The organism is Candidatus Pelagibacter sp. (assembly GCF_052049775.1).
Lineage (GTDB): Bacteria > Pseudomonadota > Alphaproteobacteria > Pelagibacterales > Pelagibacteraceae > Pelagibacter.
On record NZ_JBNGZH010000006.1, the window covers coordinates 25,763 to 49,636 of the forward strand.

General features: G+C 30.1%; 21 protein-coding genes, 2 tRNA genes and 1 other RNA gene. 14 read left to right on the forward strand and 10 right to left on the reverse strand.

All coding sequences use genetic code 11. The annotated features are described in order from the left end of the window. The 3 genes from ACTT83_RS01190 to uvrB are packed head-to-tail and all read right to left on the reverse strand — an operon-like array spanning nucleotide 1 to nucleotide 3,841. Complete coding sequence (locus tag ACTT83_RS01190) at nucleotides 1-933, reverse strand: alpha/beta hydrolase family protein (RefSeq protein WP_440918404.1); 933 nt, start codon at nucleotides 931-933, stop codon at nucleotides 1-3. After that, the gene (locus tag ACTT83_RS01195) at nucleotides 930-1,685 is read right to left on the reverse strand and encodes an SDR family oxidoreductase (RefSeq protein ID WP_440918405.1); all 756 of its coding nucleotides are present in this window, start codon (nucleotides 1,683-1,685) and stop codon (nucleotides 930-932) included. Before ACTT83_RS01195 ends, ACTT83_RS01190 begins: the two co-directional genes overlap by 4 nt. Continuing rightward, nucleotides 1,667-3,841, reverse strand: a complete 2,175-nt coding sequence (uvrB, locus tag ACTT83_RS01200; RefSeq protein WP_440918406.1) for an excinuclease ABC subunit UvrB — start codon at nucleotides 3,839-3,841, stop codon at nucleotides 1,667-1,669. Before uvrB ends, ACTT83_RS01195 begins: the two co-directional genes overlap by 19 nt. 36 nt (nucleotides 3,842-3,877) lie before the next feature. Here uvrB and ACTT83_RS01205 point away from each other — a divergent pair, with 36 nt between their 5' ends. After that, nucleotides 3,878-5,068 (forward strand): pyridoxal phosphate-dependent aminotransferase, encoded by a 1,191-nt coding sequence (locus ACTT83_RS01205; RefSeq protein WP_440918407.1) that lies wholly within the window; start codon nucleotides 3,878-3,880, stop codon nucleotides 5,066-5,068. On the opposite strand, the gene ACTT83_RS01210 is transcribed toward ACTT83_RS01205, so the two are convergent. Both ACTT83_RS01210 and trxB read right to left on the reverse strand, forming a co-directional pair. Then, on the reverse strand, nucleotides 5,069-6,016 hold the full coding sequence (locus ACTT83_RS01210; protein WP_440918408.1) for an ADP-ribosylglycohydrolase family protein: 948 nt from the start codon (nucleotides 6,014-6,016) through the stop codon (nucleotides 5,069-5,071). A 1-nt stretch (nucleotide 6,017) separates the two neighbouring features. Next, nucleotides 6,018-6,962: a thioredoxin-disulfide reductase gene (trxB, locus tag ACTT83_RS01215; RefSeq protein WP_440918409.1), complete on the reverse strand. Its 945-nt coding sequence runs from the start codon at nucleotides 6,960-6,962 to the stop codon at nucleotides 6,018-6,020. A 21-nt stretch (nucleotides 6,963-6,983) separates the two neighbouring features. Between trxB and ACTT83_RS01220 the strand changes: the two genes are divergently transcribed. Next, on the forward strand, nucleotides 6,984-7,934 hold the full coding sequence (locus ACTT83_RS01220) for a mitochondrial fission ELM1 family protein (RefSeq protein WP_440918410.1): 951 nt from the start codon (nucleotides 6,984-6,986) through the stop codon (nucleotides 7,932-7,934). Beyond that, nucleotides 7,921-8,583, forward strand: coding sequence for a hypothetical protein (locus tag ACTT83_RS01225; RefSeq protein WP_440918411.1), 663 nt, complete (start codon nucleotides 7,921-7,923; stop codon nucleotides 8,581-8,583). The genes ACTT83_RS01220 and ACTT83_RS01225 overlap by 14 nt, the downstream gene beginning before the upstream one ends. Here ACTT83_RS01225 and ACTT83_RS01230 read toward each other — a convergent pair whose 3' ends face one another. The 3 genes from ACTT83_RS01230 to carA form a co-directional block, all read right to left on the reverse strand. Next, a complete protein-coding gene (locus ACTT83_RS01230; protein WP_440918412.1) occupies nucleotides 8,584-8,832 on the reverse strand; it encodes a hypothetical protein in 249 nt (82 codons plus the stop codon). A gap of 107 nt (nucleotides 8,833-8,939) precedes the next feature. Next, complete coding sequence (gene carB / locus ACTT83_RS01235) at nucleotides 8,940-12,167, reverse strand: carbamoyl-phosphate synthase large subunit (protein ID WP_440918413.1); 3,228 nt, start codon at nucleotides 12,165-12,167, stop codon at nucleotides 8,940-8,942. After that, nucleotides 12,145-13,338 (reverse strand): glutamine-hydrolyzing carbamoyl-phosphate synthase small subunit, encoded by a 1,194-nt coding sequence (carA, locus tag ACTT83_RS01240; RefSeq protein ID WP_440918414.1) that lies wholly within the window; start codon nucleotides 13,336-13,338, stop codon nucleotides 12,145-12,147. Before carA ends, carB begins: the two co-directional genes overlap by 23 nt. Nucleotides 13,339-13,463: 125 nt before the next feature. On the opposite strand from carA, the gene ACTT83_RS01245 reads away from it, so the two are divergent. From ACTT83_RS01245 to ACTT83_RS01265, 5 genes are all read left to right on the forward strand, one after another. After that, nucleotides 13,464-13,925, forward strand: a complete 462-nt coding sequence (locus ACTT83_RS01245; protein WP_440918415.1) for a GatB/YqeY domain-containing protein — start codon at nucleotides 13,464-13,466, stop codon at nucleotides 13,923-13,925. A gap of 2 nt (nucleotides 13,926-13,927) precedes the next feature. Next, nucleotides 13,928-15,703 (forward strand): DNA primase, encoded by a 1,776-nt coding sequence (gene dnaG / locus ACTT83_RS01250; protein WP_440918416.1) that lies wholly within the window; start codon nucleotides 13,928-13,930, stop codon nucleotides 15,701-15,703. A 66-nt stretch (nucleotides 15,704-15,769) separates the two neighbouring features. Beyond that, nucleotides 15,770-17,596: an RNA polymerase sigma factor RpoD gene (gene rpoD, locus ACTT83_RS01255; protein ID WP_440918417.1), complete on the forward strand. Its 1,827-nt coding sequence runs from the start codon at nucleotides 15,770-15,772 to the stop codon at nucleotides 17,594-17,596. Between the two features lie 8 nt (nucleotides 17,597-17,604). Continuing rightward, a tRNA-Val gene (locus tag ACTT83_RS01260) sits at nucleotides 17,605-17,679 on the forward strand. 57 nt (nucleotides 17,680-17,736) lie between these two features. Next, nucleotides 17,737-17,813, forward strand: a tRNA-Ile gene (locus ACTT83_RS01265). A 10-nt stretch (nucleotides 17,814-17,823) separates the two neighbouring features. Here ACTT83_RS01265 and ACTT83_RS01270 read toward each other — a convergent pair. Beyond that, entirely contained in the window at nucleotides 17,824-18,414 is a 591-nt protein-coding gene (locus ACTT83_RS01270) for an MlaC/ttg2D family ABC transporter substrate-binding protein (protein ID WP_440915894.1), read from the reverse strand. Nucleotides 18,415-18,426: 12 nt separating this feature from the next. Beyond that, nucleotides 18,427-19,212, reverse strand: a complete 786-nt coding sequence (locus ACTT83_RS01275; RefSeq protein ID WP_440918418.1) for an MlaA family lipoprotein — start codon at nucleotides 19,210-19,212, stop codon at nucleotides 18,427-18,429. An 81-nt stretch (nucleotides 19,213-19,293) separates the two neighbouring features. Here ACTT83_RS01275 and ACTT83_RS01280 point away from each other — a divergent pair, with 81 nt between their 5' ends. From ACTT83_RS01280 to ACTT83_RS01305, 6 genes are all read left to right on the forward strand, one after another. After that, entirely contained in the window at nucleotides 19,294-20,016 is a 723-nt protein-coding gene (locus tag ACTT83_RS01280; RefSeq protein ID WP_440918419.1) for an N-acetylmuramoyl-L-alanine amidase, read from the forward strand. A 44-nt stretch (nucleotides 20,017-20,060) separates the two neighbouring features. Beyond that, nucleotides 20,061-20,415: RNase P RNA component class A (gene rnpB / locus ACTT83_RS01285), an RNA gene on the forward strand. Nucleotides 20,416-20,573: 158 nt separating this feature from the next. Beyond that, on the forward strand, nucleotides 20,574-21,029 hold the full coding sequence (gene mraZ, locus ACTT83_RS01290) for a division/cell wall cluster transcriptional repressor MraZ (RefSeq protein ID WP_440918420.1): 456 nt from the start codon (nucleotides 20,574-20,576) through the stop codon (nucleotides 21,027-21,029). Nucleotides 21,030-21,043: 14 nt separating this feature from the next. Continuing rightward, complete coding sequence (gene ftsZ / locus ACTT83_RS01295; protein WP_440918421.1) at nucleotides 21,044-22,507, forward strand: cell division protein FtsZ; 1,464 nt, start codon at nucleotides 21,044-21,046, stop codon at nucleotides 22,505-22,507. 18 nt (nucleotides 22,508-22,525) lie between these two features. Then, nucleotides 22,526-23,536 (forward strand): 16S rRNA (cytosine(1402)-N(4))-methyltransferase RsmH, encoded by a 1,011-nt coding sequence (rsmH, locus tag ACTT83_RS01300; protein WP_440918422.1) that lies wholly within the window; start codon nucleotides 22,526-22,528, stop codon nucleotides 23,534-23,536. Next, nucleotides 23,533-23,841 carry a cell division protein FtsL gene (locus tag ACTT83_RS01305; protein ID WP_440915900.1) on the forward strand — a complete coding sequence of 103 codons (309 nt, stop codon included), beginning with the start codon at nucleotides 23,533-23,535 and terminating at the stop codon, nucleotides 23,839-23,841. Before rsmH ends, ACTT83_RS01305 begins: the two co-directional genes overlap by 4 nt. Nucleotides 23,842-23,874: the final 33 nt, after the last annotated feature.

A 23,874-nucleotide genomic window follows, 5' to 3' on the forward strand; every position in this document is an offset into this window, starting at 1 on the left:
TTATTTAATTCTTGAGGCAATATAATCTAGAATAACAGGATTATAATACTGAAAACAAAGGCCCTGATTCATTACATGACCTGCATTTTTACTTTCTGAAACCTCCCATTCTGAGTCAGCTCCTTTTATAACACAAGTTTTTCCATTTATTTTATAATCTTCTGAAATGATTATTCTTTTGACACCCACAACTTCTTCTAACCAATCAGATAACAGACCCTCATACTTATCTTTTGGATGTGTAAAAGCAAGAACAGGCACATTGTTTAATTTTTTTATATTATCAATCTGTCTTTGTCTCAGCTCAGCACCCCCTGGATATTTTTTTGCAAATTTCGCTAGTGCCTTCTCAGAACCAACTTTTTTTACCTTATATTTTGAGGAGAGTTTACCATAACAAGCTTGCATATATGATATACCACCTCCCACTTTTTCAGGATTCTCAGCCATTAACATTAAAGTCAAAAGACCTCCGCAAGAATGACCCGATATAATAATTTGTTTTCTAGGCACACCCATTTTTACAAATTTATCCACTAACTCTAAATTTTTTTCAATTCTTTTATCTAATTTATGTATACCTTTATAAGGTTCTTTAAACTTCCAGTATTTTTTTGGCGACATGTCTCCAGCTAAATCGTTAGTGCAAAAATTATAAACCATAATTTTTTTGTTATTAACTTCCTGATCTACTAGTGAAGCTTGATTTCTTATTTGGTTTACCCAAATGCATTCATTCTTTATTGCTTTATCATTTTTATTTTGTCCATGATTATAAATAATTATAATTTTATTTTTTGGGTCTTTAATATTCATGTTCTCATTTACTGAGGCAGATTTAGTAATAAAGCCACTTTTTAAAATTTTTCCATTCCCAAAGACATTGCCACATGATATCAGGGTAAAAATTATAACCATTAAAATTTTTTTCATTCTTTCCCCCCCATTATATCTGGTGTTTGCCAGTTTAGACTTTGTCCACTATCGATTGCTAAAATTTGACCCGTAATAGAGTTGTTTTTAATAAAAAAGTCAACTGCATCACAAATCTCTTTTAAATCAACTTGTTTTTTTAAAAGTGTTGCTAAATATTGTTTTTTAAAATGTTTTTCAGATTGTCTCTTATTTTTGATTGTGGGTCCTGGCGCTATGCCATTAACTCTTATATTTGGTGAGAGGCTCATAGCGCTAGTTTTGGTCAAAGTGTATAAGCCAGTTTTACTTATTGTGTAAGAAAAAAAAAATGGTGTTAATTTAAACACTCGTTGATCAATAATGTTAATAATATTATTATTTTTTCCCCTTATATTTTTTGAGAATTCTTTTGATAAAAGGGCAGGGGCCTTAAGATTTGTTGAAATGTGATTTTCCCAACTTTTAGAACTAAAGTTTTCTAGTTTATCATTTTCGAATAAAGATGCATTGTTGATTAGACAATCAAAATATTTTAATTTTGATTTAGCAAACTTTATAATTTTCATAACATCTTTTTCTTTACTTAGATTTCCTTTTACCAAATAAATTTTAGACCCATAATTTTGAAGTTTCTTTTTTAAATTTTCAGCTTTAGCTTTTGATTTATTATAATGAATTATAATTTGTTTATTCGGTCCTGATAATTTTTCAGCTATTGCAGCACCTATTCTAGTTGCTCCACCAGTAATTATTATCCTCTGTGCTTCCATTTTTTATCTTTTTTTTTAGTAACCTTAGTTCCTGGCATTCCCATTGTCGATCTACCTTTCGGATAAAGTTTATTTTTTACATCATATTGTCTTATTTTTGGATTTAGCGTGATCTCTAGTTCTGTACTTTCTAATTTCCTAATTTCATCTCTAATTTTAGCTGCTTCTTCAAATTCTAAATTTGACGCTGCTTCCTTCATTTTTTTGTCTAAAGCTTTTAAATGTTTTTTAAGATTCCCTCCAACATTTGAACCTTCGCTAATTTTAACGTAGTCTTTTTCATAAACACTTTCTAAAATATCATTAATTTCCTTTTTTACAGTTTTTGCATTAATTTTATTTTTTTTATTATAATCTAATTGAATTTTTCTTCTTCTTTCAGTTTCCTGAATTGCTTTTTTTATACTTTTAGTCTCTTTATCTGCATAAAGAATTACTTTGCCATCAACGTTTCTAGCGGCCCTACCTATAGTTTGAATTAATGAAGTTTCTGATCTTAAAAAACCCTCTTTATCTGCATCTAAAATTCCAACTAAAGCACATTCTGGAATATCTAAACCTTCTCTTAATAAGTTAATTCCTACGAGAACATCAAAAACTCCCATTCTTAGATCTCTCATGATCTCTATTCTTTCAAGAGTATCAATATCAGAGTGGAGATATCTCACTTTTACACCATTTTCATGAAGATACTCTGTTAAATCTTCAGCCATTTTTTTTGTAAGAGTTGTCACCAAAACTCTATGATTATTTTCAATCACTTTTTTGCACTCATGCATTAAATCATCAATTTGGTTTTTTGCAGGCCTTATTTCTACAGGTGGATCAATCAAGCCTGTTGGTCTTATGACTTGGTCGATAAATTTACCTTTCGTTTGTTCTAATTCCCAAGGTCCTGGTGTTGCAGAAACAAATACAGTTTGTGTTCTCATTAAATCCCATTCTTCAAATTTAAGAGGCCTATTATCCATACATGATGGAAGTCTAAAACCATATTCTGCTAAAGTGCTTTTTCTTGATCTATCTCCTTTATACATTCCATTTAGTTGCGGAACAGTTACGTGACACTCATCGACAAAAATTAAAGTATTGTCTGGAAAGTATTCAAAGAGTGTAGGGGGTGGTTCCCCTGGTTTTCTCCCTGATAAAAATCTAGAATAATTTTCTATTCCTGCACATGACCCAGTTGCTTCAATCATTTCTAGGTCAAATTTGGTTCTTTCCTCTAATCTTTGTGCCTCTAGTAATTTATTTTCAGCTTTATGTTTTTTTAGAGTTAAATCTAATTCTTTTTTTATATTTATTATCGCTTGTTCAATAGTGGGTTTTGGAGTGATATAATGACTATTAGCGTAAACTTTTACGAGACTTAAGTCCCTAACTTTATCTCCAGTTAATGGATCGAATTCTTCAATTTGTTCAAGTTTATCTCCAAATAAGCTTAATCTCCATGCTCGATCCTCTAGATGGGATGGAAAAATTTCTAAATACTCACCACGAGCTCTAAAGGTACCTCTATAAAAATTTTGATCATTTCTTTTATATTGTAATGCAACTAAAGATTTAATTATTTGTTCTCTGTTGTAATCATAATTTTTTTGAAGTGTTAAAGTCATTTTACTATAAGCTTCAACGGATCCTAACCCATAAATACATGACACACTGGCTACAATTAAAACATCATCTCTCTCCAAAAGAGATCTTGTTGCGGAATGTCTCATCCTGTCTATTTGCTCATTTATCGATGCTTCTTTTTCAATGTATGTATCTGATCTTGGAACATAAGCTTCTGGGGTGTAGTAATCGTAATAAGATACAAAATATTCTACAGCATTATCAGGAAAAAAAGTTTTCATTTCACCATATAGCTGTGCAGCAAGTGTTTTATTAGGAGCTAAAATTAAGGCTGGTCTATTAGTGGCCTCAATTACTTTGGCCATTGTAAATGTTTTGCCCGAACCGGTCACACCGAGTAATACTTGGTTAAATTCCTCTTTATTTGCCCCATTAACTAATTTTTTAATTGCCTCTGGTTGATCGCCTGCAGGTTTAAAATCAGATTTAATTTTAAATTTTTTACCACCTTCAAGTTTTCCACTGATTTTTGGGTTTTTACTCTGAATATCCGTAATTAAATCTTGATATGTATTTTCCATATATTAAAGAACGTAGTAGAATTAATTTATATTTCAATGAGCATAATATCAGAAAGTTTAAAAAGAATTAAGCCATCACCAACAATTGCCGTTACTCAGAAAGCAAGAGAATTAAGAGCAGCTGGAAAAGATGTTATTGGTCTTGGTGCTGGGGAGCCAGATTTCGATACTCCAGTAAATATAAAAAATGCAGCAATCAAAGCTATCAAAAGAGGGGACACAAAGTACACTGCTGTTGATGGCACACCTGAACTTAAAAAAGCTATTATCAAAAAATTTAAAAGAGAAAATAAATTGAACTTCACCTTAGATCAAATAACTGTTGGCACAGGCGGTAAACAAGTTCTTTATAATGCTTTTATGGCAACTCTAAATAAAGGTGACGAGGTAATTATACCGGCACCTTTTTGGGTATCATATCCTGATATGGTTTTATTAGCTGGCGGAAAACCAAAAATAGTAAAATGTACGGCATCAGAGGGCTTTAAATTAACTCCAAAAAAATTAAAAAAAGCAATATCTAAAAAAACTAAATGGATAATTCTTAATTCTCCATCTAATCCAACAGGAGCAGGGTATTCAAAAAAAGAAATTTATGATTTAGCTAAGATTTTAATTCGAAATAAGAAAATTTTTATTTTAAGTGACGATATTTATGAGCATGTTAGATATGACAACTTTAATTTTTTCACGATAGCTCAAGTTTCAAAATTGAAAGATAGGACACTTACCATGAATGGAGTAAGTAAATCATACGCAATGACGGGATGGAGAATAGGTTATGCCGCTGGTCCTAAAGAAATAATTAAAGCAATTGGAAAAATTCAATCTCAATCTACTTCAAATCCATCTTCAATAAGTCAGGCAGCAGCAGTTGAGGCATTGAATGGAAAGCAGGGTTTTATAAAAACTAGAGCAAACGCATTTAAAGAGAGGAGAAATTTTGTTGTTAAAAGTCTTAATAATATAAAAGGAATTAATTGTTTGACTCCTAATGGTGCATTTTACGTGTTCCCAAGTTGTAAAGGATTATTAAATAAAAAAACAAAATTAAAAACAGACACTCATTTTGTTCAAAAATTACTTGAAAAAGAGAATGTCGCTGTAGTTCAAGGATCAGCTTTTGGCTTAGACGGTTATTTTAGAATTTCATATGCTACGTCAATGAATAATTTAAAAAAAGCCATGTTGAGAATTAAATCTTTCTGTGAAGGGTTAAATAAATAATTATTTTTGACTCAAAATCTTTTTTGCTGGAATTGTTTTTTTTATCCAAGAATTCGGAATTGAATTAAATCCTTTTAATGCAGCGAAGTATGCTCCAGTGAAATTTGCTCTAGAGCAATTGCAACCACCTGCCTTTATTGTTTTTAATATAGCATCTTTATAATTTCTTGAATTAATTATTGTGTATATCGAACTATTAAAAGTTCCTGGATAACTACATGCCATACCAAGCTTTTTAATAGTGATAGGATGAAATTTTGAATTTAATCTTCTTATTTTTTTAATATCATTAACAATAAATTTAAATGATGTGTTTTTTTTAAATCTTTTAATAAATTCATGAACTGGATCTTTGACTCCTTTAAGAGCAAAATCAATTATATAAAATTTTGCTAATGCATATTTTAAACTAATTTTTGAAGCAGTCACAATTCTTATAATTTTTTCTAGACTTTTGAAATCATAACCATAAAGAAAGTATGGAAGTGCAGCACAAAACCCATCAGACTCATTAACTTTTACACCACCCGAAATTTTCTTATTTGATTTAATATTTTTTACAGTTTCTATAATATTTTGGTGTATCCATGGTCCTTTGATCATACCACGCCAATCTTTTACTTTTTTATATTTTGATCTGAGATTTAAATTTTTCCAATATTTGCTTCCAGGACCAAAATTCTTCAGAATATTTTTTTTAAATCCTTTCTCTATATCTTCATAATTTTCTAGAAGTGTTTGAAACATAACTTGTCCAATTTCATTATAACCTGATACTTTTCCAGTTTTTATATTGTAAAAAGGACTTTTATTTTTTTTTAAAAAAGTAAAGTCTTTTTTACCTTTAATATATGAATTAAGTTTTTTTTGATTGTAGACCCAATGTAATGGTCTTGCAGCTGCATCAGCAACTGTTGCTCCTAAAAATACATGAAGGTTATTTTTCACTTTAATGTGATAAAAACTTTTCAGCCTCTAGTGCTGCCATACAACCCATACCAGCAGCAGTCACTGCCTGTCTGAATGTTTTATCTTTTACATCTCCAGCCGCATAAACGCCTGGTACATTAGTCTCCGTTGAATCTGGTTTAGTTATCAAATAACCTTCTTTGTCCATGCTTAGTTGATTTTTAAATAATTGTGTAGCTGGATCATGTCCAATAGCGATGAAAACACCATCTAATTTAATTTCGTCAATTTTATTTGTTTTAACGTTTTTAATTTTAATTCCTTTAACATTTTTGGGATCTTTATCACCAATTACATCTTCAACAACGCTATCCCAAATAATTTCAATTTTTTTATTCTCCATAAGTTTTTTTTGAAGCATTTTTTCAGCTCTTAAATTATCTCTTCTATGAATTAATTTTACTTTTGATGCAAATTTCGTAAGAAACATCGCTTCTTCAACAGCTGCATTGCCCCCACCAACAACCGCAACTTCTTTGTCTTTAAAGAAAAAACCATCACATGTTGCACATGCAGATACTCCAAACCCTCTGAACTCTTGTTCAGATTTTAAATTTAACCATCTTGCTTGTGCACCTGTTGAAATTATAACGCTATCAGCAGTATATTTTTGTCCAGTATCCCCAACGGCTTCAAAAGGTGTTTTTTTTAAATCGACAGAACTTATGTGATCTTCAATCATTTCTGTTCCAACCGCTTTTGCTTGCTCTTTCATTTGATCCATAAGCCATGGACCTTGAATAACATCGGCAAATCCTGGAAAATTTTCAACATCGGTTGTTGTTGTTAATTGCCCTCCTGGCTCTGAACCATAAACTAAAATTGGATTTAACATTGCTCTTGCTGCATAGACAGCTGCAGTGTATCCAGCTGGACCAGACCCAATTATTAACACTTTTGTGTGTTTAGTTGGATTTTGACTCATATGAAAGCTATATAGTGATTAATGACTAAATTAAAAGGTTTATTATTGACCGAGGGCATGCATGGCATGATTAGCCAAGTTGAAGGACTTGCAAAAGCTTTAGGTTTAGATTTTATACACGAGAAAATTGAACTGAATAATTTTTGGAAAATGATTCCCCCAAAAATCACTCCAATTAAAAGATTTGTTTTTAAAAATGATATTTTAGAAAAATTTAATGTTGTAATCTCTTGTGGTAGAAAAAGTGTAATTCCCTCAATTTTCCTAAAAAAAAAGTTTGGAAATAAAATCATGAATATTCATATCCAAGATCCGAAGGTATCTTTAAATAATTTCGACTTTGTTATTGCTCCAGAACACGATGATCTAAAAGGTGAAAATGTATTATCAACTAAAGGGGCTATCCATTATCTTAGAGAAAGTGAATTAAACGAAAATTTAAATTATTTAAAACCAAAAATTCAAAAAGAAAAAGTAGTTGTACTTGTAGTAGGTGGTCCAAATAAATATTATAATTTTAGTGATGATTTAATTGAAGAAATCTTCTATAAAATTAAAAAAATTTTTCTTGATAATGGCTACCAATTAATTTTTATCCCTTCAATGAGAACACCTCAAAGAATTATTGATAGAGCTAAAAATTTTTACAATGGGGACCAAATTATTATTTCAAATGTTGATAAAAAAGCTTATTTATCATCACTTAAGTTAGCAGACCATATAGTGGTAACTTGTGACTCAACGTCCATGATATCTGAAGCCGCAATAACGGGTAAACCTATATATGTAGCTGATATGCCAGCTATTAAGAACAATTATCGCTTCAAAAAATTTTTTGAGTTGTTCAAATCTTTAGATATTATTAGAAATCTAGACTCTTCTGTTGAGAGTTGGGATTATAAAAAACTTAATGAAACTGATAGAATAGCAGGTTATATAGAAAAAAGATTTCAAAATTATGACTTTTCTTAATTCAATTTTAAATAACTCAAAAAAATATGAATCACCTTTTAATCATTGGGAATATAATAATGCTTTAAGCGATGAAGCAATTAAAGAAATTGAAAATGCAGACATCCCTGACATCAGTAAACATAATCTTAATTATGATGGAACAAGAGCTATTGATGATGGTGCGGCAGAATTTAGAGAAGGAATAGCATCTGGAGGAAAAGCAATTAAGTTTAGATGTTTTGTCACAAAAGAAAATGCTTTACAATTTCCAAATTTAGTAAAATTTATTACTGAGCTTCAGTCAAAGGAAACTTGTAACGCAATTTCAAAAATGATTGATAAAGATTTATCTAATTCATATGTTAGAGTAGAAATTATATGTGATCGTGAAGGTTTTTGGCTTAAGCCGCATTGCGATATTAAAGAAAAATTAATGTCAGGATTAATTTTTGTTAATAATGCAAAAGAGTCGGAGGATCTAGGCACTGATTTTTATAATGAAAAATTAGAAAAGGTTAAAACAGTTCCTTATAAACATAATTATGGATATTTATTTACTAGCGGACCTAACACTTGGCATGGTATGGAAAAGAAGAAGATTATTAAGGAAAGAAGATGTATTCAAGTGAATTATGTCACTTTCCCTACGGATTGGAAAGTTGAGTAACTAATTTAATAAACTCGAATATAAACCAATAAAACTAAATACGCCCAAAACTAAACAGATCCCTGTTACTGCTTTCAACTGGTCACCATCTTCATGAATATTTGTTTTGTCATAAAGTTTCCAATAAGCACATTTATCTAGATTACTGGTCTTTTTTTTTTTAATAGGAAGTTTTAATAGTTGAGCACTAAAAATTTCACTTTTTTTAGATGCGTCTTCGACAATATATTGACGAACTTCCGAACTCATATGAGTAAATTTTAAAAAATAAATTTGATGAATACAACCTAACGATTATTCATTTTGGGTAATTATAACTTAGAAAAAAAAAAATATACAACTTTTAATTGTAAATATTATTTTAGTTCTTGCAGTGCAATGACATCAAGTTTTTTTGTTTTAAGAGATTTTATTGCTTCCAAACATGCTTGAGCAGTTGACATATTTGTACAATATGGAACTTTATTTTTTAATGTTGCTCTTCTTAGTGCAATAGCATCGTTTATTCGATGCTCACTATTTCCACCACCAGTATTGATTACAAGTGCTATTCTTTTTGAGTCTAAAATATCTACTATGTGAGGTGTTCCACTGCTGACTTTATTTATAATTTTACATTTCATTCCATGTTTCCGAATGTACTCTGCAGTGCCTTTTGTTGCACTTAACTTAAAATTTAATTTAATTAAATCTTTAGCCAGATCTATCCCCTCATCTTTATGAGAGTTTTTCAAAGATATAAATGCAAGACCGTTTTTTGGAAGTGAATTCGCAGCAGCAATTTGACTTTTTGCAAATGCCATGCCAAAGTTTTTATCAAACCCCATTACCTCACCAGTTGATTTCATTTCTGGACCAAGAAGTAAGTCACTGTTTGGAAATTTATTAAAAGGAAATACCGCTTCTTTAACTGCATACATTCCTTTTGATTTTTCCTTCAAATTGAATTTCAATAATTTCTCTCCAGCCATTACTCTTGATGCAATTTTTGCTAACGGTAAACCTTTTGCTTTAGATACAAAGGGAACAGTTCTACTAGCTCGAGGATTTACTTCAATCACATAAATTTCATCTTTTTTTATTGCAAATTGGATATTCATGAAACCTTTGACCTTTAAAGCTAACGCAAGTTTTTTAGTTTGATTTTCAATTTCCTTTACTAAAAATGGTTTAATAGATATTGGAGGTAAACTACAAGCAGAGTCCCCAGAATGAATACCAGCTTCTTCAATATGCTGCATAATACCGGCTACATATACTTCTTTACCATCAGATATTGCATCAACATCAACTTCCATTGCATGATCAATAAATTTGTCAATTAAAATTGGATTTTTTTCTGCAGCTTTAAAGGCTTCTTCAATAAAATTTTTTAATTGTCCTTTTTCATAAACTATTTCCATTGCTCTTCCGCCCAAAACATATGAAGGTCTTACCATTAAAGGTAATCCAATTTTATCAGCAATCTTGATCGCTTCTTTATAAGTTTTGGCAATTCCACTTTCTGCTTGTTTTAATTTTAATTTATTCAATAAATTTCTAAATCTATCTCTATCCTCTGCTAAATCTATAGAGCTGTATTGAGTTCCTAAAATAGGTAATTTGTTTTGATGTAAAAATTTAGCAAGTTTGATTGGAGTTTGTCCTCCAAACTGGGCAATTATACCAATTAAGTTTCCATTCATTTGCTCTTTTTTGATGATATTAAAAACGAATTCTTCTTTTAAAGGCTCAAAATAAAGTCGATCACTAGTATCGTAATCGGTAGAGACTGTCTCAGGATTACAATTTATCATAATTGTTTCGAAACCAGCGTCTTTTAAAGAAAAGCTTGCTTGACAGCAACAATAATCAAATTCTATTCCTTGACCAATTCTATTCGGTCCACCTCCTAGAATAATTATCTTTTTTTTACTAGTCGGCTCTGCCTCACATTCTGAAACTATTGAAAAGTTTCTTTGATAAGTTGAGTACATATATGGAGTGAAAGATTTAAATTCAGCAGCACAAGTGTCAACTTTTTTATAAACAGGTAATATTTTTAGTGCTATCCTTTTTTTTCTAACAACGTCCTCAGAAAGATTTGTTAATTCCGATAATTTTTTATCTGAGAAACCTATAGATTTAATCCAATTAAATTCTGTAAAATTTCTTGGTAATCCTTTTCTTTTTAAATTTATTTCACAATCAACAATTTCTTTAATTTGGCTTAGAAACCATGGGTCAATTTTAGATAATTTAAAAATTCTATCTAAACTAATTTTTTTTCTAAATCCTTCAGCAACTAGTAAAATTTTGTTTGGAATATTTTCTTTTAGTTTTTTTTCAATTTGTCGTTTTGATAAATTAAATATTCTATCAAGACCCGAGAAACCAGTTTCTAATGATATCAAAGCTTTTTGAAGAGACTCTTTAAAATTTCTCCCTATGGCCATAGCCTCACCAACAGATTTCATTGAAGTACCAAGAGTGGCTGGAGAGGTTGAAAATTTTTCAAAAGTAAATCTTGGTATTTTAGTTACTACATAATCGATACTTGGTTCAAATGATGCTGGAGTAACTTTAGTGATTTCATTTTTGAGTTCATCTAAAGTATATCCGACAGCTAATTTTGCTGCTATTTTTGCAATTGGAAATCCAGTTGCTTTAGATGCCAAAGCTGATGATCTTGATACACGTGGGTTCATCTCAATTATAACCATTCGACCATTTTTAGGATTAATTGCGAATTGAACATTAGATCCACCTGTTTCAACTCCAATCTTTCTTAAACATGCGATAGATGCATTTCTCATAACCTGGTATTCTTTATCTGTTAAAGTAAGTGCTGGCGCAACTGTTACAGAGTCACCTGTGTGTATTCCCATTGGATCAATATTCTCAATGGAACAAATAATGATACAATTATCCTTCTTATCTCTAACGACTTCCATCTCGAATTCTTTCCAGCCCTCTAAGCATTCTTCAACCAAAACTTGGCTAACAGGTGACTCATGTAGTCCGTTTTTTACAATTTTAAGATAGTCCCTTTTAGTTTTTGCTATGCCTCCACCAAGCCCACCAAGTGTGAAAGCAGGTCTTATGATTGCGGGCAAACCAATTTTTTTTAGAACTCTGGTAGCTTGATTATTGTTGTTTACGATTTCAGATTTAGGTAAATCTAAACCAATTTCTATCATATTTTTTCTAAACTTTTTTCTGTCTTCGGCGTTTGAAATTGCCTTTGAATTTGCTCCAATAAGTTCAATTTTATATTTTTTCAAAATCCCTTTTTTTTCAGCATCAATTGCAAGATTAAGTGCAGTTTGACCACCCATTGTAGGAAGAATTGCATCAGGTCTTTCTTTTTTAAGAATTTTTTCTAAAACATCTAAAGTTATTGGTTCAACATAGGTTTTGTCTGCAACATCTGGATCTGTCATTATGGTAGCAGGATTTGAATTTATCAAAATTACTTTAAAACCTTCATCCTTAAGAGCTTTGCAAGCTTGTGTTCCGGAGTAATCAAATTCACATGCTTGTCCGATGATGATTGGGCCAGCTCCAACAACTAATATTTTTTTAATGTCTTTTCTTTTTGGCATTTCTTTTTATGTTATGAATAAATTCTTGAAATAAATAAACACTATCTTGTGGCCCAGGATTGGACTCTGGATGATATTGAACAGAAAATACTGGTTGATTTTTTAACCTTATGCCTTCAATACTGCCATCGAATAAAGACTTATGAGTAACCTCAATATTTTTTGGCAATGTTTCTTTAACTACTTCAAAACCATGATTTTGACTAGTGATTTCAACATTATCATGAATTAAATTTTTTACTGGATGATTTGCTCCTCTGTGACCTAATTTCATTTTTTTTGTTTTACCCCCAAGAGCCAGTGCAAGAATTTGATGACCTAAACAAATACCAAATATTGGTAAATTTTTTTTAATAAGGTCTTTGATAATATTGATCGCATATTTGCCAGTTGCTGCTGGATCTCCAGGCCCATTAGATAAAAAAATTCCATTTGGCTTAAGACTCATTATTTTTTCTGCAGAAGTCTTGCAAGGAACAACAGTAACTTTACAATTAAAGTTCGAAAAATATCTTAAAATATTTTTTTTTATTCCATAGTCAATTGCAACAACATGCAAAGACTTTTTTTTATTTTTCTCAAAACCAGTTCCTTTTTTCCAAGTTTTAAGCCCCTTCCAAATATAATTTTTTCTGGTGGATACGACCTCGGCAAGATCTAAATTTTTTAAACCACTCCATTTTATTGTTGTATTTGTGAGTTTGTTAATACTGAATTTTCCTTTATTTGAATAACAAATGGTACCTTTAGGGGCCCCTTTATCTCTAATGAAATTTGTAAGGTTTCTAGTATCTAATCCAGTGATACCAATAATTTTGTTTTTTTTAAGCCAATAATCTAAATGTAAAAATGATCTATAATTTGAGGGATTAGTTATTTCAGAATTAAAAATTACTCCTCTAGTCCAGATTTTATCTGACTCATGATCCTCATGATTTGTTCCAACATTTCCAATGTGAGGAAAAGTAAAATTAATAATTTGACCTGCATAAGAAGGGTCAGATATGATCTCTTGATAGCCAGTTAATGACGTATTAAAGCACACCTCTCCAGTTGCAACGCCTTCATAACCAATTCCAATACCTTTAAAAACTTTCTTATTTTCTAGAACTAAAATACCTGTATGAGTTTGGGAAATTTTTGAGCTACTATTTTTTGCTTTTTTGATCAATTACAACTCATGAGTTAAAGGTTAATACAATAAAAGGTTTATTATCGCAACAGAGATGTATTATAAAATTGTAAAAAAACAATTTTTCTTTTGAAGAATTTTTTCTTTAAAGTAGATTAAAAATTATGTCCTTAAAAGAGACCATAGAAACTGAATATAAAAAGTCGCTTAAATCAAAAGATAAAACTAAAATCTCAACTTATAGGTTAATTCTATCCTCCATCAAGGATTTGGATATCTTAAATAGATCTGGTCCAAATAAAAAAGAGACTGATGATGACGATATAAAAAAATTATTTAGAAAGATGATAAAACAAAGAGCCGAATCAATTGAAATTTACAAAAAAAATAATCGGTCTGATCTTTTGGAAGTTGAGCAGAATGAATATGATATTTTATCAAGTTTTTTACCAAAACAATTAAATGAGGAAGATACAAAAAAAATGTGTGAAGAGATAATATCTAAAGTAGGTGCTAGTTCAGTAAAAGATATGGGTAAAGTTATGGGAGAATTAAAAAAACAACGTGCTGATGAGATTGATTTCTCCAAAGCAGGGGCGCTAATTAAACAATTACTTAATAAGTAGTCATGAAATACCCAAAGGAATATTTAGAGGAAATTAAAACAAGATTAAAAGTATCAACAGTAGTTTCGAAATATGTCAGTTTGAAAAAAAGAGGTAAAGAATATGTTGGACTTTCACCATTTAAAAATGAGAAAACTCCATCATTCACTGTTAATGATGAAAAAGAATTTTATCATTGTTTTGCAACATCCGAACATGGAAATATTTTTGACTTTGTAATGAAAACTCAAAATTTCAAATTTGGTGAGGCTGTAAAGCATTTGGCAAATTTAGCTGGTATGCAACCCTATATTTTTTCAAAACAAGATGAAGAAAGAGAAAAAAAGTGGAAAATATACTCATCTATTTTCTTAGATTATGTGGACTTTTATCATAATCAACTTTTGAAGAATGAAAAATATTCTAAAGCAAGAGATTATCTTAAAAAAAGATCACTTGATAAAGATCAAGTTAAAAAATTTAAAATTGGTTTTGTAGAAAAAAATCCAAATTTATTTGAAGAATTTAAAAAAAATTATCAAATTGATGATTTGCTAGAATCAGGATTATTTTATTTAGATGAAAAGAAAAATATTTATGTTGAAAGGTTTAAAGGAAGATTAATTTTTCCGATCAATAATATTTCAGGACAACCAATTGCTTTGGGGGGGAGAATAATTGAAAAAAGCGATTTTCTTGCGAAGTATGTAAATTCCCCAGAAACATTATTTTTCAAAAAAGGATCCAACTTATACAATTTAGATTTAGCAAGAAAATTGTCTAATAGTTTTGACAATATTTTTTTAGTTGAGGGCTACATGGATGTGGTTGGTTTAAGTAAAAACGGAATAGAAAATGTTGTCGCTAATTTAGGTACCTCTCTAACAGATAAACAGATATTTACTCTTAATCAGTTTTTTAATAATATTATTATTTGTTTTGATGGTGATGAGAGTGGTTACAAGGCAGCTTTAAGGGCCGCAGAAAATTCCATAAAAGATATGAAACCTGAAAAACAAATATCATTTTTATTTTTACCAGATCAAGAAGATCCAGATAGTTTTGTGAATAAAAATGGTAAAGATTATTTTTTTGATTACTCAAAACAAAACAAAGTTTCAATACATAAATTTATATTTAATCATTATAAAAAAAATACCCAAAATAACCCTTCCTCTATGGCAATTTTTGAAAAAAAACTTAGATCTATAGCTAATACAATAAAAGATAATTATATAAAAAAATACGTTTTAGAATATTTTATAGAAAAAATTTCCGGGTTAACTCCATATACAAGCCAAAATCGAAAAAACTTTCATACAAAAAAAACTAGATCTTTAGACAAGACCAAAAAACATTTTAATGAAAGTCAATCATTATCAGGCGTAGAATTAAAAGAATTTTCATTAATTTATCTTGTTGTTAATAACTTGAATTTGATGCGGGATCACATTCACTTACTAAAAGATATAAAATTATTTTCTGAGGTAAATAAACAAATTTTTGAAAAAATTGTATTCAAATTAAACCTAGAAAATAATTTGACTATTGATCATTTAGATATTGACACTCAATTAATTGATAAAATTACAAAGTTTGCTCCAATCAAACATATTCTACAAAAAAAAAATGATCAAGATCACGAAGTTCTTGAATTACTAGAGGATATAATCCGTGATTTAAATAATTATGATTTAGAATTTAGGATACAAGAATTAGAATCGAAGTTCTCAAAAGATTTGAGTGAGACAACTTTTAATGAGCTAAAAGAGTTGAAAAAAAAGCAAAATATCAATTAATACTCACAAATTAGTAATGGATTTTTTTGAATTTGCTATTATATACATCACTTCAAATATATTAGTGTGGAAAGAATAATTACAAAATCATTTGCTCGTTTAATGGGACGTGGTACCCACAGGGGATTTATCACTTATGAGGAATTAAGTAAGTCACTTGGAAAAAGGAACCTTTCTGACCACAACTTAGCTCAAGCTTTTATTCATATTTTAGACGAAAAAATTTCTTTAGTTGAAAAAAAATCAGATTTTAAAGTTTTAAGAAAAAAAGAAGGCTCTTCAAAAGATGAGGGAAAAACTATTGAAAAAAGTGATGACCCTATTCGAATGTATCTTCGTGAAATGGGTGGAGTTGAACTTTTATCTAGAGAAGGTGAGATTGCTATTGCAAAAAGAATTGAGGCTGGAAAGGATGTAATGTTAATTGCACTGTCTCAAAGCCCAATAACTGCTCAACAATTCTTTGAGTGGAATGAAAAACTTCAAAAAGATGAGATTTTGGTCAGAGAAATTATTGATATTGACACAAATTACATGGAAGATGAAACAACTGGTCCAAGTGCTAAACAAAAAAATTCAGGAGAAGCCGAGAGTGATGAGAATTCTGTTGAGGATGGTGATGAGGATTTTAATCCAACCTTAGCAGCAATGGAAACTGAAATTAAACCAAAGGTTTTAAAAACTGTTCATAATTTAACAAAGGACTATAATAAATTAATAAAATACCAAAAAGAAAAATTGGATTGTATTCTGACTTCGAAAATATTCTCTCCTGCAAAAGAAAAAAGTTATGAAAAAATCGTAAAAGAAATTTTAGAGGATATTAAATCTCTCCAATTATCTCCATCTGTTTTAGAGGAATTAGTGCAAAAACATTACGTTGAAAATAAAAGAATAATTTCTTTAGAGGGGAATCTTCTGCGTTTAGCTATGGATCATAAAATTCCTAGAAATGAATTTTTAAAATTTTATGTTGGGAATGAAATTAACCCAAATCTTAAAAAATTTTTAGACACTAACTCAATGTGGAAACAGTTCTTCTCAAAAAATAAAGAAAAATTTAAAGATATTAAGGAAAGATTAATTGAATTTAGTAATAAAATAGGGATGTCTGTAACAGATTTTAAAAAACTTGTAAGCAGAGTACAAAAAGGTGAAAAAGAATCAAGAATAGCAAAAAAAGAGATGGTTGAGGCAAATTTAAGATTAGTTATCTCTATTGCAAAAAAATATACAAATAGAGGATTGCAATTTTTAGATTTAATTCAAGAGGGAAATATTGGATTGATGAAAGCAGTTGATAAATTTGAGTATAGAAGAGGTTATAAGTTTTCTACATATGCTACCTGGTGGATCAGACAGGCTATAACAAGATCCATTGCTGACCAAGCTAGAACAATAAGAATTCCAGTTCACATGATTGAAACTATTAACAAAATTGTAAGAACCCAAAGATTAATTTTAAGTGAATTTGGCAGAGAAGCTACTCCAGAAGAACTAGCCAAAAAACTCAGAATGCCTTTGGATAAAGTCAGAAAAGTTTTAAAAATTTCTAAAGAACCTGTTTCATTAGAAAAACCTGTCGGTGATGAGGAAGATAGTAGTTTAGGAGATTTTATTGAAGATACAAAAGCTCTTGCTCCCCTTGAACAAGCTATCAAATCTAACTTAGGTGAGGCAACAACAAAGATCTTGTCCACTTTAACACCAAGAGAGGAAAGAGTTTTGAGAATGAGATTTGGTGTTGGAATGAACACTGATCATACTTTGGAAGAAGTTGGGTTACAATTTTCCGTCACAAGAGAAAGAATTCGACAAATTGAGGCAAAAGCCCTTAGAAAACTAAAACATCCAAGTAGATCTAAACAATTGAAAAGTTTTTTAGAGAGCTAATATTGTTTGGGCCGTTAGCTCAATAGTAGAGTACTGCATTGACATTGCAGGGGTAGTTGGAGCGTAACCAACACGGCCCACCAAAAAAAATTTGTTTATTGATTATAACTATAAAACAAAGTAGAAAAGATCATTCATTCGGGCCTGTAGCTCAGTTGGTTAGAGCAGTACACTCATAATGTATTGGTCCCAGGTTCGAGTCCTGGCGGGCCCACCAAATCACCTTTTTAATTATTCGAGAATTCTTCTAGAGTTTTAAATAAAGAACTAATTTCATTATTATTTGAACTCAAGATCGAAGCAAATTCCTCTTTTTGAGTTCTGGCTAAACTTAAACCCTCAATAATCAAATCTCTAATTAAAGGGTTTTCTGAATTTTTAGTATAAACTCTCCAATCAATTTTGACCTCCGGTCTCTCTGCTGTACCTTTTAAAAGACTATTTACAATAGTGTAGTTATCGCTTAAAACTTCCTTGGATAAAACGTCTATTTCAGGATTTGTATATTCTGATAATCTACTAGAAAAACTCTTAAGAAAATATTCTCTAAATAATTTAGAATATTTTTCTTTTTGATTATTATCTAAGCTTTTTCTAATGGATCCTAGAGTGTAAAAACCAATTCCTTTAATATCAACTGTTTCTTCAGCAATTATTTTGAGTTTATTAATTTTTTCATCTTTAGACAAATTTTCTGAGAGTATTTTTGAGGCTCTATTAACTGTTGATTGAATGAATACATCTGCCTCAAGTGCAAAGGAGTTGCCCAACGTTAAAAAATAAAAAAAAATTATTAGAATAATTTTTTTGATCTTCATTTTATCAAATTATTATTGGCTTATCTCTTCCCAATCGCTATCATCTTGGGTATTGATTATTTTCCTAGAATTAAGAATTTTTTGTTGTCGATCTTGTAAGTATAGACTTTTAACTGACGCATAAAAATCTAATGAATTTTTTTCTAAATTTTCTATCGAATCATAGTTTTTTGCCCTGAAATCTACTCCAGAGGCACCTTTTGAAAAATAATAATCTGAATTTTTAAAATACTGAGTGTCATTATTTATTGTCACATTGTACCAAGGGTCACCACCTAAGTAATTAAATGTTGATGCAAGCGTATCTCTAACTGTACTTGGACCCAAAACTGGTAAAACAATATAACATCCCGGACCAACTCCTAATTTTGCTAAAGATTGACCATAATCTTCTTTTTCATAATTAGTTAGACCCAAATATTGAGCAACATCAAAAATTCCTAAAATACCTAATGTTGTATTTATAATAAATCTTCCAGTATTAATTCCAGCTTGCTTGAAATCACCTTGCAAAACATTGTTCGGTATTGTCAATAAATGTGAAACATTTTCTAGAGAATTACTAACCCCAGTTTTAGCTGGTGAAGGTAGTTTTCTATATAATGATGCAACCGGTTTAAAAATCACTCCATCTAAAGTTTGATTAAATGCAAAAGTCACTCTATTTATTTTTTCAAAGCAATCCCTTACTTCTGTTGGATCATTCTTTTTTAATAATAATTCTCCATCTGATCCAGCGTTGACATTTAGAGTTAACGCAAGGGTTGTAAATGTAATAATTAAGAATTTTTTAATCATAAAGAATTTATATTATACTGGAACATAAAGTAAATTAAGTATTAATTAAATATAAAAATGTATCAAAAAATAGGCCTAAAAATGGCCAGAAGTTATTCTCCTAATTTTAATTTACCTAAAAGGGCAAAAAACAAAATCAAATTTATTATAATTCATTACACAGGTATGAAAAAAGAATCTGCAGCAATTAAAAGACTGCAAGACCCAAAATCAAAAGTTAGTTCACATTATTTGATTAAAAAAAATGGCGAAATAATAAATTTAGTTCCAGATCTTTATGAAGCTTGGCATGCTGGAGTCTCGAGTTGGAAACATTTTAAATCTCTTAATAAAAATTCAATAGGTATTGAGATAACTAATCCAGGCCATCAACATGGTTATAAAAGATTTTCAAAAAAGCAAATATTTTCACTTCAAAAATTACTTAATATTTTAATAATAAAATATAAAATTAAAAAAGAATATATTCTTGGTCATTCCGATATATCTCCTGGAAGAAAAAAAGATCCAGGTGAAAAATTTCCATGGAAAGTTTTAGAAAAAAACAAATTAAGCCTTTGGCATAATCTTAATCAAAAAAAAATTAAAAAGTTTAGAAAAATAAAACTTATCACCAAAATTGATGAAAATTTATTTTTAAAAAATCTGTATAAAATTGGCTATAATGATATAGAAAGATTTAAATCTCATAAAAACATCAAGCACCTTACACTGGCTTTCCAAAGACGCTTTAGACAAAGTCTTGTTAATGGTAGGATAGATAAAGAGTGCCTATTAATTAGTAAAAATCTTCTTAATCAATAAAAATTTAGCTTGAAATATCAAATTTTAGCAATAAATTGAAATCGCCAGATGAACGACTTATCACTTTAAAATTCTAAAGAGGAAAGTCCGGACTCTACAAAGATGCAGTGCCAGGTAATACCTGGCAGGGGCAACCCTAGGGATAGTGCCACAGAAAATAAACCGCCTTAACAAGGCAAGGGTGAAAAGGTGTGGTAAGAGCACACCGGTTCTATTGGTAACAATGAACGCTGGAAAACCCCACTGGGAGCAAGACTAAGTAGAGATGACATTGTTGAAAAACTAAAAGCTATCTTTGGCTCGTCATCAGGGTTAGTTGCTTGAGCTCAAGAGTGATTTTGAGCCTAGACAAATGATAAGTTTAAATGACAGAACCCGGCTTATAGTTCATCTGGCTATTCATTAAAAATAAATATTTATTAAATGTTCACGTTTTGATTCACTATCATCCTTAATTGGCCTATTTCAATTATAAATAGTATTTGTTGACTCATTTCAAAAAAACCCATAATATCCCATATATTCCCAAATAAGGGATTTATAGGACTTTATGGTTTATGTTTTTATCGACCTACGAAAACAAATTGGACAAAAAAGGAAGAGTGTCAGTGCCTGCAAGCTATAGATCATATTTGTCTAACTTAGGTTATAACGGTGTAATCTGTTATCCGTCATTTAATAATCAATCAATAGAAGCATGGCCTCAAGACAGAGTAGAAAAAATTTCAAATTCTATAGACACTTTAAATCCTTTTGAGGAAAAAAGAGATTTTTTTGCAACATCAATTTTATCTGAAAGCACAAATTTACAATTTGATAGTGAAGGAAGAATTTCACTTACTTCAAAATTATTAAAACATGCAAAAATTAAAAATAGCATGGTCTTTGTTGGTCAGGGTAAAACGTTCCAAATATGGGAACCAACAATATTCGAAAAATTTAAGGTCAATGCAAGAAAAAAAGCTAATTTAAATCGAGCCAGCCTTAAATGGGAGCATCAACTAAACAAATAACGGGGGATAACAAAATGACAATTAATTTTAAGGTACCAGAAATTAAAGAGCTTCAACCAAGACTATTGGTTATGGGAATAGGTGGAGCGGGAGGAAATGCGATAAATGAAATGATTGATAATGGAATGCAAGGTGTTGAATTTATTGCAGTTAATACTGATGCTCAAGATTTAAAACATAGCAAAGCAAAATCTAAAATTCAAATTGGTTTGAATTTAACAAAAGGTTTAGGAGCTGGAGCAAAACTTGATATTGGTCAAGCCGCTGCTGACGAGTCTTTAAATGATATAGTAAATATTCTACAAGGTGCAAATATGGTTTTCATAGCTGCTGGAATGGGCGGTGGAACAGGTACGGGTGCTGCACATGTTATTGCAAGGGCTGCTAAGGAATTAAACATTTTAACAGTTGGAGTGGTTACATTACCATTTTTATATGAAGGTCCCTCAAGAATGAGAAGAGCTCAACAAGGTTTGGAGGAACTAAGAAGACATGTTGATACAATTATAGTTATCCCAAATCAAAATTTATTTAAGATAGCTAATGAGCAAACCACATTTGAGGAGTCATTTAATCTTTCAAATAATGTATTAATGCATGGTGTTCAGAGTATCACTGACTTGATGGTTAGACCAGGATTGATCAATCTTGATTTTGCCGATGTAGAGTCTGTTATGGCTTCAATGGGTAAAGCTATGATGGGAACTGGTGAGGCTGAGGGAGAAGGAAGAGCTATGAAAGCAGCTGATATGGCTATTAGTAATCCTTTAATTGATGATTATACATTAAAAGGAGCAAAAGGATTATTAGTTAATATTACTGGTGGTAAAGATCTTAAATTATTTGAAGTCGATGAAGCAGTTAATAAGGTTAGAGCGGAAGTAGATCCTGAGGCTGAATTAATTATTGGCGCTATCACAGATCCAGAACTTGATGGAAAAATGAGAGTTTCAATTGTAGCTACATCTTTAGATGGTCAACAACCAGAAACAAAATCAGTTATTAATATGGTTCATCGAATTCAAAATCGAAATCCTGGCTATTCTGATTTTGGAACAACCGCAGGTACAACTTCTTTTAATTTCCAGAATACAAACTCCAACCCTATCTCAGATGGTGCAACTGCACTTAAACTTGAAAATGAGATAGTATCAGAGAGTATTCAGAGTCAATCAATTGATGAAGTAAACAATCAGTATCATGAGGAATTGCTAAGAAATCAAGAAGCTGAAAATATTGTAGAAAACATTTCAGAGGATAATGACACTTCTTTTTCACAAGAAGCATTAAGCTCGTCTAATACTGAAGAAGAATCCTCAAATGATTTAAAGGAATTTGGTGTGGATACAGATGAACCAGATCTATTTAATACAGAAAATCAAGCCTCAACATCTGAAGATTTACTTGGATCATCAGATGAAGATCAAGAAGAGGATGATTTAGAAATACCTGCATTTTTACGAAGACAAAAAAATTAATGGTCTTCGAAAAAATAAATGGAAGCCACCATGGTATCGGATGCTCCAAAACATTATCCGGTATTGCTTAATGAAATAATTAGCATTATTACCCCTCAACATGGTGGCACATTTATTGATTGTACTTTTGGTCAAGGCGGTTACACCAAAAAAATTTTAAGTTATAAAGATACTCAAGTAATTGCACTTGATAGAGATATAGAAAGTAAAAAAATTGCAGATAAAATTTCTGAAAAGTTTCCAAACAGATTTATTTTCAAGCATAAAAAGTTTAGTCAATTAGACAACCTCAAACTTAAAAATGAAAAAATCAAAGGAATACTTTTGGATTTAGGTTATTCTTTTACTCAAATTAAAGATCCAAAAAAAGGTTTATCATTTAATTCTGTTGGAGATCTAAATATGCAAATGGGTTTAAACAATTTTTCTGCAAGTGACGCAATAAATAATCTGGATGTTCATGAATTAGAGAAAATTTTTAAATTTTTTGGTGAAGAATTAGATGCCAAAAGAATTGCTTTTAATATTGTTAAAGAAAGAAAGACAAAAAAAATTGATACAAAAAAATTAGTCGAATTGGTGGAAAAATCAAAAAAAAGAAAAAGTTTTAAGACAAACAACTCCACAAAAACTTTTCAAGCTCTTAGAATTTTTGTTAACAAAGAAATTAGTGAATTAATACATGGTTTAATTGCAGCCACAAAGGTATTAAAAAAAAATGGTATACTGGCAGTTGTAACTTTCCATTCACTAGAGGATAAAATTGTAAAATATTTTTTTAAAAGTTTATCTGAAAAAAAAAGTATATCCCGGTACATGCCAAATATAAATCAACCTGAAACATTATTTAGTATGGTTGAAAAAAAACCAATTACACCATCAGCTAAAGAATTAAGAGAAAATATTTCATCAAGATCAGCGAAACTCAGATACGTAATAAAGAAAAATGATTTTTATAATTTTGAGACAGATATAGCTCAAAAATTCAAAACACTTTTAGATATTGAGAACTTTGGTGAAAAATTATGAAAAAATTTTTTGTTACACTCTTTGTATTTTCTTTAATTTTCTCAACGGCAATTGTTAAAAATTCAACAAAAAGGATTGATGACGAAATATTTGTCTTAAAAGAAAACATCAGAGATTTAAAAAAAAATTTTGAAAATACTAGATTGGAATTTGATTATTTGAGTTCTACTGAAAAATTACTTCAGTTTCAAAATCTTTACTTTGACAATGAATTAATAAAATTTGATATCCAAGAAATTCAAACAATTACTAGAAAAAATAATGAAATCGAAATAGGTCAATTAAGTTTTAATAAAAATGAATAATAAAAATTCACAAATTATTTTAGAGGATAATCG